At 59.8% G+C, this 14,517-nt stretch carries 12 protein-coding genes and 5 tRNA genes; all 17 read right to left on the bottom strand.

Annotation, left to right across the window (positions count from 1 at the left end; genetic code table 11):
• Window positions 1-36: 36 nt before the first annotated feature.
• The 17 genes from rpsG to NUW13_07425 all read right to left on the bottom strand — a co-directional run bounded on the left by rpsG (window position 37) and on the right by NUW13_07425 (window position 14,393).
• A complete protein-coding gene (gene rpsG / locus NUW13_07505; GenBank protein MCR4438870.1) occupies window positions 37-507 on the bottom strand; it encodes a 30S ribosomal protein S7 in 471 nt (156 codons plus the stop codon).
• A gap of 41 nt (window positions 508-548) precedes the next feature.
• A complete protein-coding gene (rpsL, locus tag NUW13_07500) occupies window positions 549-923 on the bottom strand; it encodes a 30S ribosomal protein S12 (GenBank protein ID MCR4438869.1) in 375 nt (124 codons plus the stop codon).
• 90 nt (window positions 924-1,013) lie between these two features.
• The gene (rpoC, locus tag NUW13_07495) at window positions 1,014-5,243 is read right to left on the bottom strand and encodes a DNA-directed RNA polymerase subunit beta' (GenBank protein MCR4438868.1); all 4,230 of its coding nucleotides are present in this window, start codon (window positions 5,241-5,243) and stop codon (window positions 1,014-1,016) included.
• A 26-nt stretch (window positions 5,244-5,269) separates the two neighbouring features.
• A complete protein-coding gene (rpoB, locus tag NUW13_07490) occupies window positions 5,270-9,142 on the bottom strand; it encodes a DNA-directed RNA polymerase subunit beta (GenBank protein ID MCR4438867.1) in 3,873 nt (1,290 codons plus the stop codon).
• A gap of 81 nt (window positions 9,143-9,223) precedes the next feature.
• Entirely contained in the window at window positions 9,224-9,664 is a 441-nt protein-coding gene (gene rplL, locus NUW13_07485) for a 50S ribosomal protein L7/L12 (GenBank protein ID MCR4438866.1), read from the bottom strand.
• A 23-nt stretch (window positions 9,665-9,687) separates the two neighbouring features.
• Window positions 9,688-10,218: a 50S ribosomal protein L10 gene (gene rplJ / locus NUW13_07480; protein ID MCR4438865.1), complete on the bottom strand. Its 531-nt coding sequence runs from the start codon at window positions 10,216-10,218 to the stop codon at window positions 9,688-9,690.
• A gap of 42 nt (window positions 10,219-10,260) precedes the next feature.
• The gene (rplA, locus tag NUW13_07475) at window positions 10,261-10,965 is read right to left on the bottom strand and encodes a 50S ribosomal protein L1 (GenBank protein ID MCR4438864.1); all 705 of its coding nucleotides are present in this window, start codon (window positions 10,963-10,965) and stop codon (window positions 10,261-10,263) included.
• Window positions 10,966-10,994: 29 nt separating this feature from the next.
• On the bottom strand, window positions 10,995-11,420 hold the full coding sequence (rplK, locus tag NUW13_07470; GenBank protein ID MCR4438863.1) for a 50S ribosomal protein L11: 426 nt from the start codon (window positions 11,418-11,420) through the stop codon (window positions 10,995-10,997).
• Window positions 11,421-11,430: 10 nt separating this feature from the next.
• Window positions 11,431-11,973 carry a transcription termination/antitermination protein NusG gene (gene nusG, locus NUW13_07465; GenBank protein ID MCR4438862.1) on the bottom strand — a complete coding sequence of 181 codons (543 nt, stop codon included), beginning with the start codon at window positions 11,971-11,973 and terminating at the stop codon, window positions 11,431-11,433.
• 36 nt (window positions 11,974-12,009) lie between these two features.
• Window positions 12,010-12,204, bottom strand: coding sequence for a preprotein translocase subunit SecE (secE, locus tag NUW13_07460; protein ID MCR4438861.1), 195 nt, complete (start codon window positions 12,202-12,204; stop codon window positions 12,010-12,012).
• A gap of 63 nt (window positions 12,205-12,267) precedes the next feature.
• A tRNA-Trp gene (locus NUW13_07455) sits at window positions 12,268-12,341 on the bottom strand.
• Window positions 12,342-12,371: 30 nt separating this feature from the next.
• Entirely contained in the window at window positions 12,372-12,521 is a 150-nt protein-coding gene (gene rpmG / locus NUW13_07450; GenBank protein MCR4438860.1) for a 50S ribosomal protein L33, read from the bottom strand.
• 45 nt (window positions 12,522-12,566) lie between these two features.
• Window positions 12,567-13,757 (bottom strand): elongation factor Tu, encoded by a 1,191-nt coding sequence (tuf, locus tag NUW13_07445; GenBank protein ID MCR4438859.1) that lies wholly within the window; start codon window positions 13,755-13,757, stop codon window positions 12,567-12,569.
• Window positions 13,758-13,810: 53 nt separating this feature from the next.
• Window positions 13,811-13,883: transfer RNA gene (locus NUW13_07440), tRNA-Thr, on the bottom strand.
• A gap of 133 nt (window positions 13,884-14,016) precedes the next feature.
• Window positions 14,017-14,090 (bottom strand) — tRNA-Gly (locus tag NUW13_07435).
• Between the two features lie 85 nt (window positions 14,091-14,175).
• Window positions 14,176-14,257, bottom strand: a tRNA-Tyr gene (locus tag NUW13_07430).
• Between the two features lie 63 nt (window positions 14,258-14,320).
• Window positions 14,321-14,393 (bottom strand) — tRNA-Thr (locus tag NUW13_07425).
• Window positions 14,394-14,517: the final 124 nt, after the last annotated feature.

Below are 14,517 nucleotides of genomic sequence, written 5' to 3'. Positions count from 1 at the left end.
TTGTTGTTACCTCGCCAGGCCAAGCCCGGCACGAAACTACCAGCGGAAGTGGGCAAACGCCTTGTTGGCTTCCGCCATCTTGTGCGTGTCTTCGCGCTTCTTGATGGAAGCGCCTTCGTTCTTGGAGGCAGCTATGAGCTCGGCAGCCAGTTTCTCGGCCATGGTCTTTTCCGACCTGGCGCGAGCGTTGCTGATGATCCAGCGGATCGCCAAGCTCTGCCGGCGCTCGGGGCGCACTTCCACAGGAACCTGATAGGTGGCGCCTCCGACCCGTCGTGACTTGACCTCCAACAGCGGCTTCACGTTTTCCACCGCCTTCTCAAAAACCTCCAGGCCATTCTGCCCGGTCTTTTTCTCGATGATATCGATCGCGCGGTAGAAAATCGTCTCTGCCACGCTCTTCTTGCCGCGCCTCATGATGCTGTTGATGAACTTGGTGACCAGCACCGACTGGAACTTCGGATCTGGGAGCACCTCACGTTTGACCGGCCGTTTTCTCCTCGGCATCTCTCACTCTCAGAGTATGAACAATTCGTCTCGCTTGCCTGTTACTTCTTGGGCCTCTTCGTCCCGTACTTGGAGCGCCCCTGGGTACGGTCGTTGACGCCTGCGGTGTCCAGCGTTCCCCGGATGATATGGTAGCGCACACCAGGGAGGTCCTTCACTCGGCCACCTCTGACGAGCACGATGGAGTGCTCTTGCAAATTGTGGCCCTCGCCTGGGATATAGGCCGTCACTTCGTAGCCGTTGGTCAGGCGCACACGGGCCACTTTGCGCAGCGCAGAGTTAGGCTTCTTGGGCGCAGTGGTGTACACCCGAGTGCACACGCCACGCCGCTGCGGCGACCCCGTCAGTGCTGGCGCCTTGCTCTTGGCCAGTACGCGCGCCCTGCCATGGCGCACAAGCTGATTAATCGTCGGCAAGCTTCCTCCTCTTCTGCGAACGCCAAATATAAGCAAACAGCCTACGAAATCCAACTACTTTTTCGCTCGACAACGGGCGTTGCTCATCTGTTACTCAGACGCAGCCACTTCGTTCGTGACCTGCTCAGCCTCTTCCTGGCTGGGTGCGAACACGCGAATGTCGCGGTACTTGGCCAGGCCTGTTCCTGCGGGGATGAGGTTGCCCATCACCACGTTTTCCTTCAGACCAAGCAAGCGGTCGATCTTTCCCTCCACCGAGGCATCGGCCAGCACCCGCGTGGTCTCCTGGAACGAAGCGGCCGAAATGAAGCTGTCGGTGGACAGCGACGCCTTGGTGATGCCGAGCAGGAGCGGCTCGAAGGTGGCAGGCTTGGCCGGACGGGCCTCAGGGACCTGCTTTCCGTCCTTCTCCAGCGTTGCACACACCTCCTTGAACTCGGCAGCATTCACCCTCTGCCCCACTCGCCAGGTCGAGTCGCCTGGCGCGGTGATGACCATCTGCTCCTTCATGCGATCGTTCTCTTCCATGAAAGAGAGACGATCGACCTGCTCACCCTCCAGGTAGTCGGTGTCACCGGGGTCCTCGATGCGCACCTTCTGCAGCATCTGCCGTACGATGATCTCGATGTGCTTATCGTTGATGCGCACGCCCTGCAGGCGATAGACCTCCTGGATCTCATTCAGCAGATACTCCTGCACCTTGTTGGCGCCCATGATCGCCAGGATGTCGTGGGGTGCCACAGCTCCTTCAGACAGTTTCTCGCCCGCCCGCACTCGGTCCCCGTCGTGCACCAACACGTGCTTGCCGTAGGGGATGGTGTAGGTGCGCTGGTCGTGACCGTCCTCGGAGGTGACCACGATCCTGCGCACGCCGCGGCGGATTTCGCCAAAGCTGACGATGCCGTCGATCTCGCTGACCACTGCTGGGTCTTTCGGCCGCCGCGCCTCGAACAGCTCGGCCACCCGAGGTAGTCCGCCCGTGATGTCCCGCGTCTTAGCGATTTCGCGGGGGATCTTGGCAATCACCTGCCCCGCCTTAATCTCCTGGCCCTCACGCACCTGGAGGAACGCCCGCACCGGCATGTGGTGGCGAGCAAGAACTTTGCCCTTTGCGTCGACCACCAAGACCTGCGGGTTAAGGTTGCGGTTGCGCGCCTCGATGATGACGCTCTGTTTCAGCCCCGTGGTCTCATCCAGCTCTTCCCGGTAGGTGACATTCTCCTTGATGTCCTCGAACCGCACCGTACCGCTGTGGGTGGAAATGATACTCGCACTATAGGGATCCCACTGGAAGAACACCTCGCCCTTGCCGATGCTCTGCCCCTCCTGCTTCAGGATGGTGGCACCATAGGGAACGGTGTACTTTTCCACCACGCGATTGTTCTCGTCAACAATGTTGATCCGCCCAGTGCGGGAAATGCAGATTTGCGATCCATCCTCCTGCCGGATGGCTCTGACATTTTCGTACTGCAGTGTGCCGCCCCGCTTGGTGACCACGCTGCTCTGCGCCGCGATGCGCGAGGCCGTGCCACCGATGTGGAACGTACGCAGGGTAAGCTGCGTGCCAGGCTCCCCAATGGACTGCGCAGCCATTACCCCAACAGCCTCGCCGACCTGCACCATGCGGCCAGTAGCCAGGTTGCGCCCATAGCACATGGCGCACACACCGCGTCGGGCGGCACAGGTGAGCACCGAGCGGATGCTCACCTCCTCAATGCCGGCGTCCACGATGGCCTGGCCCAACTCCTCGTCAATGAGCTGGCCAGCTTGCACCATCACCTCGCCGGTATCGGGGTGATAGACGTCCTCTGCGGCAACCCGGCCCACGATTCGGTCGATGAGCGGCTCAATGACTTCCTCGCCCTCTTTGAGGGCTCCGGTGCGTACGCCCATGATGGTGCCGCAGTCCTTCATGGTCACCACCACATCGTTGGCCACGTCGACCAGCCTCCTGGTCAGGTAGCCGGCATCAGCGGTCTTGAGGGCTGTGTCGGCCAAACCCTTGCGCGCGCCATGCGTGGAGATAAAGTACTCCAGCACGGAGAGCCCTTCACGGAAGTTGGCCGTGATCGGGTTTTCGATGATTTCGCCCATCTGGCCAATCATCTTCTTCTGGGGCTTAGCCATCAGGCCACGCATGCCCGCCAGTTGGCGGATCTGGTCCTGCGAGCCGCGGGCCCCCGAATCGGCCATCATAAAGATGGGATTGAAGCCCTCCTTATCGTCCCGCAGCCCCTCGAACATCTTCTCGGTCACTTCGTTGGTGGCGTGCGTCCAGACGTCGATGGTGCGGTTGTAGCGCTCACCGTCGGTGATGACGCCGCGCTCGTACTGCTTCTGAATTGCTTCCACCGCCTGCGTAGCATTCTGCAGAATGGCCTGCTTCTCAGGCGGCGTGAGCACGTCGGTCAGGCCCACCGTCGCGCCGGAGACCATGGCGTAGTGGAAGCCGATGTCCTTCAACTGATCCAGGAACTCTGTGGTGCGCACACTCCCCAGACGCCGGTAGCAGTCGTATACGATCTGCTCGATGCGCTTCTTGGTGAGGAGCTCGTTGTAAAAGCCCAGTTCCCGCGGCACACACTGGTTGAAAATAACCCGCCCAGTAGTTGTCTCGATGACACGCCCATCCAGCCGCACCTTGATGCGGGCATGCAGACCCACCACACCATTGTTGTGGGCGATAATCACCTCGTCCGGGGAAGAGAAGAGCATCCCCTCGCCCTTGTCGCCCCGCTTCACCTTGGTGAGGTGGTAGATTCCCAGCACGATGTCCTGGCTGGGGATGGCCAAGGGTCGGCCGCTGGCCGGCGACAAGATGCTGTGGCTGGACAGCATCAACAGCTTGGCCTCGATCTGCGCGTAGAAGGACAGCGGCACGTGCACCGCCATCTGGTCCCCGTCAAAGTCCGCGTTGAAGGCCGCGCAGACCAGGGGGTGAATCTGAATGGCCTTGCCCTCGATGAGCAGCGGCTGGAAGGCCTGAATGCCCAAGCGGTGCAACGTGGGGGCGCGGTTGAGCATCACCGGGTGATCCTGGATAATCTCCTCCAGGATGGCCCACACTTCGGCGCCGCGCCGGTCGACCACCTTCTTCGCGCTCTTCACCGTCTTCACCATCCCACGTTCGATCAGCTTGCGGATGATGAACGGCTTGAAAAGCTCCAGCGCCATCTCTTTGGGCAGCCCACATTCGTGCAGCTTCAGCTCCGGGCCAACCACGATGACGGAGCGGCCCGAGTAGTCGATGCGCTTGCCCAACAGATTCTGGCGGAAGCGGCCTTGCTTGCCGCGCAGCATGTCGGAAAGCGACTTGAGCGCGCGGTTGCTGTCACCTCGCACCGCCGAAGCCTTGCGGCTATTGTCAAAGAGCGAGTCAACCGCTTCCTGCAGCATGCGCTTCTCGTTGCGCAGGATGACCTCAGGCGCCTTGATCTCCAACAACTTCTTCAGGCGGTTGTTGCGAATGAGCACACGCCGGTAAAGATCGTTCAGGTCCGAGGTGGCGAAACGACCGCCTTCCAACGGCACCAACGGGCGCAGTTCCGGCGGGATGACCGGGATCACCGTCATCACCATCCACTCTGGCTTGTTTTCGCGCCCATTGAGGCCGCTGCGCCGGAACGCCTCGATGACCTTGAGTCGCTTCAGGCACTCCATGCGGCGCTGCACCGAGGTCTCGGTCTTGGCCTGCTGGCGCAGCTCCTCGGAGAGCTTTTGGATGTCGACCCGCTTGAGCAAGTCCAGGATCGCCTCGCCGCCCATCTTGGCCACGAAGCGCTCCTCTTCGTTTTCCGTCTGGATGAGCTCCGGGTAGTCGTTGATGATGCGCAGGTACTCTTCCTCGGAGATCAGCTCTCTGGCGCTCAGACCACTGCGCCCCGGTTGGATCACCACATAGGACTCGTAGTAGATGATCTTCTCCAGCTCCTTGCTGCTCATGTTCAGCAGGTAGCCGATCTTCGAGGGGATGGACTTCCAGTACCAAATGTGCACCACCGGCACGGCCAAGGTGATGTGCCCCATGCGCTCGCGGCGCACGCTCTTCTGGGTGACCTCTACCCCACAGCGGTCGCAGACGATCCCTTTGTAGCGCACGCGCTTGTACTTGCCGCAGTGACACTCCCAATCCCGCACCGGACCGAAAATCTTTTCGCAGAAAAGGCCGTCTTTCTCCGGTTTGAAGGAACGGTAGTTGATAGTCTCCGGCTTGGTCACCTCGCCGTAAGACCGTTCCAGGATCTTGTCCGGAGAAGCAAGACCGATGGCGATGGCAGTAGTTGGCCCCCTGCCTATTGCATCTTGTCTGGTCGTGAGCACCAAACTTTACACCTCCGCAAGATGCGCTAACCGTGAATCACAGAGCTGCCCTCGGTAGGTCTCAGCCCATGTGGTCCCTTTCGCGGGCGCGCGGACCACTGGGGCATCCGGCCATCGATCAGCTCCACATCGAGCCCAAGACCTTGCAGCTCGCGAATGAGCACATTGAACGACTCGGGCAAGCTGGGCTCGGGCAAGTTGTCGCCCTTGACAATGGCCTCGTACACCTTGGAACGCCCACGCACATCGTCCGACTTGACGGTGAGGATCTCCTGCAGCGTGTGCGCGGCCCCATAGGCTTCGAGGGCCCAGACCTCCATTTCGCCGAACCGCTGCCCACCGAACTGTGCCTTGCCGCCTAAGGGCTGCTGGGTGATCAGCGAGTACGGCCCGATGGAACGGGCGTGGATCTTGTCTTCCACCAGGTGCGACAACTTCATCAAGTACAAATAGCCGACGGTCACCGGCTGGTCGAACGGCTCGCCGGTACGCCCATCATACAGGATCGTCTTGCCGGCGGGTGGAAGCCCCGCCTTCTTCAGCTCTTCGACAACTTCCTCATAGGTAGCACCGTCGAATACCGGCGAGGCATAAAACTGGTTCAGCTTAGCAGCCGCCCAGCCCAAGTTGCACTCCATAATCTGGCCAAGGTTCATACGCGAAGGTACGCCCAGCGGGTTAAGCACCACGTCCACCGGCGTGCCATCCGGCAGGAACGGCATGTCCTCCACCGGCACAATCTTGGAAACCACGCCTTTGTTGCCATGCCGTCCGGCCATCTTGTCACCGACCGACAGTTTGCGCTTCTTGGCCACGTAGACTTTGGCAAGCTGCACAATGCCGGGAGGTAACTCATCGCCCATGGTTAGCTTTAGCTTGTTCTGCTCGTACTCCTGCTCAATGGCTGCCAGGCGCTGCTCGTATCGTCGAATGATCTCGCGCGCTAACTGGTTGGCCTCCGCATCTTCGGTCACTTCCAGTCGGAAGTTGACCCGGTCGAAGTCCAGTCGGGCCAAGTTACCCTCTGCGCGGAGCGCCGTTTTGGCCTTCACCAAGGCCTTGTCGGTCTGAATATCGCGCACGGCCTGTGCTGTCTTCCCATCCAGCACCCGAATGAGCTTCTGGTCGCGCAGCCGCCTGGCCTTCTGCTCCTCTTCCTGGCGCCACAGCGTCAGGTCATCGAGCATTTTCTTCTCTTGCTTCTTGCTCTTGGTATCCTTCTTCTTGCGCGTGAACAGGCGCGTATTGATGACAATCCCTTTCACGCCGGGCGGAACCTTGAGGGAAGCATCCTTGACATCGCCGGCCTTTTCGCCGAAAATGGCCTTGAGCAGCTTCTCTTCTGGCGTCGGGTCGGTCTCGCCCTTCGGCGTCACCTTGCCGACCAGGATATCACCCGCCTGCACTTCGGCGCCGACGCGTACGACACCGTTTTCGTCCAGGTCCTTGGTGGCTTCTTCGCTGACGTTGGGAATCTCCCGCGTCAGTTCTTCTTCGCCCCGCTTTGTGTCGCGCACCTGGAGGTCGAATTCTTCGATGTGCAGCGACGTGAAAATGTCCTCGCGCACAATGCGCTCGGACACGATGATGGCGTCTTCGAAGTTGTAGCCACGCCACGGCATAAAGGCCACCAGCACGTTGCGACCGAGGGCCAGTTCGCCGCGATCGGTGGCAAAGCCGTCGGCCAGCACCTGGTTCTTGGTAACGCGCTGCCCTTGCGTCACCAAAGGCCGTTGGTTGATGCAAGTGTCCTGGTTGGTGCGCATGAACTTGGTCAGACGGTACACCCGGCGCGTGCGGTCCTCAAAGTCCAGCAGTTCCTCGCGCTCGCTCTCTGGGTCGTGTGCCGGCTCCACGCGGATTACGATGTGATCGGCATCCACCTCTTCCACCACGCCGTCCACGTCGGAGACGATGATCGCCCGCGAGTCGCGCGCCACCTTGCCTTCAAGACCTGTGCCGATGAGGGGCAACTCCGGGCGGAGCAGAGGCACCGCCTGACGCTGCATGTTGGAACCCATTAGGGCGCGGTTGGCGTCGTCGTGCTCCAAGAAGGGGATGAGCGCGGCTGCCGCCGACACCGTCTGGGTCGGCGAAACATCCATGTAACTCACCTGTTCCGGCGGCACCACCGAAAAGTCGCCGCGCAGACGCGCCTTCACGCGCTCCTGGAGAAATCGGCCATCCTTGTCCAACGGCGCATTGGCCTGCGCCACAATCTGATTCTCTTCCTCGTCGGCAGTCAGATAGACGATCTCATCAGTCACCCGCCCGTTGACGACCTTACGGTACGGCGCCTCGATGAAGCCCAAATCGTTGAGGCGCCCGTAGGTGGTCAGCGAGGAGATCAATCCAATGTTCGGCCCCTCGGGCGTTTCGATGGGGCAGAGACGTCCGTAGTGGGTGTAGTGGACGTCGCGTACCTCAAAACCCGCGCGCTCTCTGGTCAGACCACCTGGGCCCAGGGCCGACAAGCGACGCTTGTGTGTCAGCTCGGCCAACTGGTTGGTCTGGTCCATGAACTGCGACAGTTGGCTGGTGCCGAAGAAAGTGTTGATCACCGACAGAATGGTGCGCGCGTTGACCAAGTCCTGCGGCGTGAGGTTTTCGCTCTCGCGCAGGTTCATGCGCTCCTTGATGGTGCGCGCCATCCGCGACAGGCCGACACTCATCTGCTGGGCCAATTGCTCGCCCACGGTGCGCACCCGCCGGTTGCCCAGATGATCGATGTCGTCAGCCTCGCGCTTGCCGTCCCGCAGGTCCACCAAGTACTTGATGATGGCCACGATGTCATCCTTGGTGAGGACGGTCACATCCAGGGGGATGTCCAAGCCGAGCTTCTTGTTCAGACGGTGACGGCCGATCTTGCCTAGATCATAGCGCTTCGGGTTGAAGAAGAGGCGCTCCACCAGGCCACGGGCCGCTTCTAAATCGGGTGGCTCGCCGGCGCGCAGGTGGCGGTAGATGGTCTCCAGAGCGTCTTCCTCGCTCCGGGCCGTGTCCTTGCGCAGGGTATTGCTGATAATCTCTGGGCCCGAAGGGCTTTCTGGCCGCAGCAGGCGCACCCTCTTGACGCTGGAGCGATCGATCTGCTCGATGGTCTCTTCCGTGAGCCTCTGGTCGCGCTCGCACAAGAGCTCGCCACTTTCTTCGTCGACTATGTCCTCCAAGGCGATGTGGTGCAGATAGGGACGCAGCTTGTCCGCCTTGGCCGGCACCTCCACGCTCAGGTCAAAGAGGCCGAGGAGCTCGCTGTCGGTGGAATAGCCGACAGCGCGCAGCAGAGTGGTCACCGGAAACTTCTTCCGGCGATCGATGTACGCGTACATGACGTCGTTGATGTCGGTGGTAAACTCCACCCAGGAGCCACGCAGAGGGATGACGCGCGCGCTAAACAGCTTCTGGCCGTTGGGATGGCGCAACTCATCGAAGAAGACACCAGGCGAACGGTGAAGCTGGCTGACCACAATCCGCTCGGCGCCGTTGATGATGAACGTGCCGCGCTCCGTCATGTAGGGGATATTGCCAAGATAGACCACCTGCTCGATGGTCTCGGCATAGGAATCGTCCCCACTGTCCTCCTTGATGGACAGACGGAGCTTTGCCTTCAGGGGCACCGCATAGGTCACCCCGCGTTCCTGGCACTCCTCGACGCTGTAGCGAGGCCTTTCGACGTAGTACTCCACAAAGTCCAGCCGAAAGTTCTCGCGGCTGTCGATGATCGGGAACACCGACTGGAATACTGCCTGAAGCCCCTGATTCAGCCGCTTGTCAGGAGGCACATTCGGCTGCAGGAACTCGTCGAAAGACTTGAGCTGAACGTCTAAGAGATCAGGCAGCTCGATGGCCGATGCGATTTTCGAGAACGATTTTCTCGTCACCTGCGCAACGTTCGCCAAGGAAGTCACTTCCTTTCGCTCCAAAAAACCTTCAAAGCCCAACCGAGGCCCAGCTGGGGCCTTCGCCTTCTCGCCCCTGGCCTACTTCAGCACGACCGTGGCGCCGGCCTCTTCCAGTTTGGCTTTGATCTCGTTGGCCTCTTCCTTGGAAACGCCTTCCTTGACCGGAGCCGGAGCTCCTTCCACCAAGTCCTTCGCCTCCTTGAGGCCAAGATTCGTCAGCTGGCGCACCACCTTGATCACCTGGATCTTCTGCGCCCCGGCAGACTGCAGGATCACCGAGAACTCGGATTTTTCCTCAGCGGCGGGGGCAGCCTCAGGGCTCGCCTGCGCACCAGCTACCGGCGCCGCGGCCACCACTGACGCAGCGGCAGTAACGCCAAACCGCTCCTCAAGAGCCTTGACCAACTTGGCCAGCTCGAGCACGGTCAAGCCTTCGACGGCCCTGATCACCGCCTCGATCTTGCCATCACCGCCCTTGCCTTCCACGGTCACTTCCTGGGCAGCTTTCTCTTCTGCCATGTTCTCTCCTCCAGAATTACCCATTAGAGCGATGCTTGTCCTTCCTTCTGGGCGCGAATGGCATCGAGCACCCTGACCAATTGCGCCAGCATCCCATTGAGAGTGTACACCAGCCTGCTGAGCGGCGCATTCATGGTGCCGAGCAGTCTTGCCAACATCACTTCACGCGGAGGAAGGTCACAAATCTCGTCCACACGCGATGCATCCACTAACTCGCCTTCATAAACAATGGCCTTGATGGCCAGCTTGTTCTTCTTCTTCGCAAAGTCCCTGAGCAGTCGTGCGGGTAGACCGGGGTCATCGAAGCTCAAGGCAAAAGCTGTGGGGCCCGCCAGGTGAGGGAGCAACTGGTCGAAGCCCGCCTGTTGCACAGAGCGCCGTGCTAAGGTGTTCTTCACTACCCGATACTGCACCTTGGATTTCCGCAACGTCTTGCGCAGTTCGGTCGCCTCCTCCACGTTGAGGCCCGAAAAGTCGGTCACATAGATCCCCCGTGCTCGCGAAAGTCCTTCGGTGATCTCAGCGACGACTCGTTCTTTTTCTGGTCTTGCCATTATCCTTCCTCACATCTGCGCACACACCCGCCAGGGGAGTGCTCACGCCTTCACTTCGTCGAGAAGAGCACCGCGGTCAATTTTGACGCCCGGACCCATGGTGCTCGAAAGGGTGACGCTGCGCACGTACTGCCCCTTTGCCGTTGGCGGCTTCAGGCGCAGCACCGCCTCCATGAACGCCTTTGCGTTCTCCACCAGCCTCTCGGCCGGAAAGGAAGCCTTGCCCAGCGGAACATGCAAGATGCCGTACTTGTCCACCCGGAAATCCACTTTGCCTGCCTTGATCTCTTTCACCGCCTCGGCCACGTTGAAGGTGACCGTACCACTTTTCGGGTTAGGCATCAGACCGCGCGGACCGAGGATCTTGCCCAATCTACCCACTTGCCCCATCACGTCAGGAGTGGCCACCACGGCATCGAACTCAAGCCAACCGCCCTGAATCTTCTCCAGGTACTCATCCAAACCGACGTAGTCGGCCCCTGCGTCCAACGCCTCCTTCTCTTTGTCACCCTTGGTGAGGACCAGGACCCGTTTGGTCTTGCCCAGCCCGTGCGGGAGGGTTACCGAGCCGCGCACCATCTGATCAGCGTGGCGGGGATCAACTCCCAGACGGACGCTCATCTCCACAGTCTCATCGAACTTGGCGGTGGCCGTTTCCTTTACCAGCCTCACCGCCTCATCCAGAGGATACTGCTTACTGGCATCGCGCTTGGCAAGGGCCTGCTGAAATCGTTTGCTCCGTTTCATTCCGACTCCGCACAAGTAAGGCGTGCCGCTCAATCCACCACCTTGATGCCCATGCTCCGGGCAGTTCCTTCAATCATCGAAATAGCGCTCTCCAGACTGCTGGCGTTCAAGTCTTCCATCTTGGTCATCGCGATCTCGCGCACCTGCGCCTTGGTCACGGTGCCCACCCGGGTGCGGTTTGGCTCGCCCGAGCCTTTCTCGATGCCTGCTGCTTTCTTGAGCAGCACCGCCGCCGGGGGCGTCTTGGTGACGAAGGTGAAGGTGCGGTCAGCATAGATGGTGATGACCACAGGGATGATGTAGCCCAGTTTGTCCTGCGTACGAGCGTTGAACGCCTTGCAAAATTCCACAATATTGACGCCGTGTTGGCCAAGGGCCGGACCAACCGGCGGCGAGGGCGTGGCATTGCCCGCCGGGATTTGCAGTTTCACTGTTGCGACGACTTTCTTCGCCATTCTCGCTCCACTACGATTCCAACTCCACCTGCAAGAAGTCGAGCTCCACAGGCGTAGACCTGCCGAAAATGCTCACCATCACTCTCAGCTTGTTCTTGTCCTCGTAAATCTCCTCCACCACCCCGGTAAAGTCGGTAAATGGCCCGTCGATCACCTTGATCGCATCGCCGACGCGGAACGGCACGTGGATGCGCTCCTTAGCGCGCGATTCGTCCACCCGTCCTAAGATGCGATCGATCTCTTCGGGGCGCAAGGGTTCCGGCTTGGCCTTGGAACCGACAAAATTGGTGACGCCAGGCGTCTCCAAGACGAGGTGCTGCGTTTCTTTGTCCAGCACCATGTTCAAGAAAAGGTAGCCGGTGAAGAAGATGCGATTCTTGGTCTTCTTCTTCCCCTGACGCATCTCCGTAATCTGCTCGGCAGGGAGAAGGACCTCTTTGATCTTATGCCGAAGCCCGCTCCTGTCGATCTCGTTATCCACGTAGGCCTTCACCTTGCGCTCGTGACCGGAGAGCACGCGCACGGCATACCATTTTAGCTCGTCATTTTCCAAATCTATACGCCCCGAAGATATATACCTGTCCACGGCCTAACCGGCCAGCCTGAAGATGACCCCAACAATGCGCGAAATGATTTGATCGGTGATAAAGATGAAGACGGCAAAGAGCAAAGTGGTGACTATGACGATGGTAGTGGACCCCTTGAGCTCCTCACGCGTGGGCCAGCTCACCTTCGCCATCTCAATCTTTACTTCCCGCAAGAAGTTGATCGCTTTTTCAAACATGGGTCACTCTCTGCCTTTTCCTTGTTGCAAAGAGAGAGCGTTGTGTGACGCTCTCTCCGACGGCAGGCCTGGAGGGACTCGAACCCCCAACCGCCGGATTTGGAGTCCGGTGCACTAGCCAATTGTGCTACAGGCCTGTGCCGCTGGGTACCATCCGTGCTGCCGGGCTATCGGGTCTCCTTGTGCAGCGTGTGATGCTTGCAAAACGGACAGTACTTGCGCAGCTCGAGCTTCGCCGTGTGTTTCTTCTTATCCTTCGTGGTCGTGTAGTTCCTGTTCTTGCACTCTGAGCATTCTAACGTGATAATCTCTTGCATCGCCGCAATTCCTCACCGAGATCTCTCGCCGTGCGAAGCCCGTGGTTACTCGATGATTTTGCCGACCACGCCGGCGCCGACGGTGCGGCCACCCTCACGAATGGCAAACCGCAAGCCCTCCTCCATCGCAATGGGCGTGATCAACTCCACCTCCATCGTCACATTGTCCCCCGGCATCACCATCTCCACCCCCTCCGGCAACCGAATCGTCCCCGTCACATCCGTCGTCCGAAAGTAAAACTGCGGCCGATACCCATTGAAAAACGGCGTGTGCCGACCCCCCTCCTCCTTCGTCAACACGTACACATTGCCCGCAAACTTCGTATGCGGCGTAATCGACCCCGGCGCCGCGATCACCTGACCCCGCTCCAACTCGTCCTTCTCTATCCCCCGCAACAACAACCCCACATTGTCCCCCGCTATCCCCTCATCCAAAATCTTCCGAAACATCTCCACCCCCGTCACCACCGTCCGCCGCTGCGCCCCCAAACCCACAATCTCCACCTCATCCCCTACCCGCACCCGTCCACGCTCAATCCGACCAGTCCCCACCGTCCCTCGCCCCGTTATCGAAAACACATCCTCCACCGGCATCAAAAACGGCTTGTCCACATCCCGCACCGGCGTCGGTATGTACCGATCCACCGCCTCCATCAACTCCACAATGCACCGCGTCTTCTCCGGATCAGCCGGATGCTCCAACGCCAACAACGCACTCCCCTTGATCACCGGCACCTCATCCCCAGGAAACTCATACTGACTCAATAACTCCCGCACCTCCAACTCCACCAACTCCAACAACTCAGGATCATCTACCTGGTCAGTCTTGTTCAAAAATACCACCAAGTACGGCACATTCACCTGACGCGCCAACAACACATGCTCCCGCGTCTGCGGCATCGGCCCATCCGCCGCCGATACCACCAAAATCGCCCCGTCCATCTGCGCCGCCCCCGTCACCATGTTCTTCACATAGTCCGCATGCCCCGGACAATCCACATGCGCATAATGACGCGCCTCCGTCTCATACTCCGCATGATGCACGTTGATCGTCAACCCCCGCGCCTTCTCCTCCGGCGCATTGTCAATCTCATCGTACGACTTCGCCTGCGCCAATCCCCGCCGACTCAATACCTGCGTGATCGCCGCCGTCAACGTCGTCTTCCCATGATCCACATGACCAATCGTCCCTATGTTCACGTGCGGCTTCGTCCGCTCAAACTTCTGCTTCGCCATCGCTCATCTCCTCCACAAGGTGTCTGGCGACTCCTCCAAGGCCGGGACAGCCGAGCCCACGACCGGGATTGAACCGGTGACCTCATCCTTACCAAGGATGCGCTCTACCGACTGAGCTACGTGGGCATCACCGCCGTAACGTCCCAGCGTGCCGCTACTCGCTTGCCACCGTCGCCTTGCCCAGGCGTCACGTGTTCGCACTGCCGGAGCTCCCCGTACAGGGAAGCGCGCCCCTCTTGCCTCGGCCAGGGCGCAGCCGAGCGGGAGACGGGACTCGAACCCGCGACCAACAGCTTGGAAGGCTGTGACTCTAGCCAGCTGAGTTACTCCCGCAAAGCTGCGGGATCGAAGAGTTGTGTGAGAAGCCCACCTGCCGATGAGACTTCGCGGAATGGCACTCTTCAAATCCCGGCTTCTGTGGGGAGGGGAGGATTCGAACCTCCGAAGGCAGAGCCGACAGATTTACAGTCTGTTCCCTTTGACCGCTCGGGAACCTCCCCACGCACTAAGAGAAATTGTCGATCTTTTGGGGAAGACGCAGGTGGCGTGCGTACGTCTGTCTGAGCCACCAGCAGGAATCGAACCCGCGACGTCCTCATTACAAGTGAGGTGCTCTACCAACTGAGCTATGGTGGCGCAACCCAAACGAACTTCCACAATCTTGGCAGGTGCGCTTCTCCCAAAAGACAGCTTACTAATCTATAAAAAAAAACCGCCGCGTCAAGGACTTTTTTTCGTTACTGGCAAATTTTTTGTTCCG

The sequence above is a fragment of the candidate division KSB1 bacterium genome (genome assembly GCA_024655945.1).
Classification (GTDB): Bacteria; Zhuqueibacterota; Zhuqueibacteria; order JANLFK01; family Oleimicrobiaceae; genus Oleimicrobium.
Note: the sequence above shows the minus strand (reverse complement) of the source record. Positions and strands in the feature narration are given on the sequence as shown.

Excerpts from the sequence above, each read along its gene's own strand:
- rpsG (MCR4438870.1), bottom strand. The coding sequence starts at position 507 with ATGCCGAGGAGAAAACGGCCGGTCAAACGTGAGGTGCTCCCAGATCCG.
- rplL (MCR4438866.1), bottom strand. The coding sequence starts at position 9,664 with ATGGCAGAAGAGAAAGCTGCCCAGGAAGTGACCGTGGAAGGCAAGGGC.
- rplJ (MCR4438865.1), bottom strand. The coding sequence starts at position 10,218 with ATGGCAAGACCAGAAAAAGAACGAGTCGTCGCTGAGATCACCGAAGGA.
- rplA (MCR4438864.1), bottom strand. The coding sequence starts at position 10,965 with ATGAAACGGAGCAAACGATTTCAGCAGGCCCTTGCCAAGCGCGATGCC.
- rplK (MCR4438863.1), bottom strand. The coding sequence starts at position 11,420 with ATGGCGAAGAAAGTCGTCGCAACAGTGAAACTGCAAATCCCGGCGGGC.
- secE (MCR4438861.1), bottom strand. The coding sequence starts at position 12,204 with ATGTTTGAAAAAGCGATCAACTTCTTGCGGGAAGTAAAGATTGAGATG.
- rpmG (MCR4438860.1), bottom strand. The coding sequence starts at position 12,521 with ATGCAAGAGATTATCACGTTAGAATGCTCAGAGTGCAAGAACAGGAAC.
- tuf (MCR4438859.1), bottom strand. The coding sequence starts at position 13,757 with ATGGCGAAGCAGAAGTTTGAGCGGACGAAGCCGCACGTGAACATAGGG.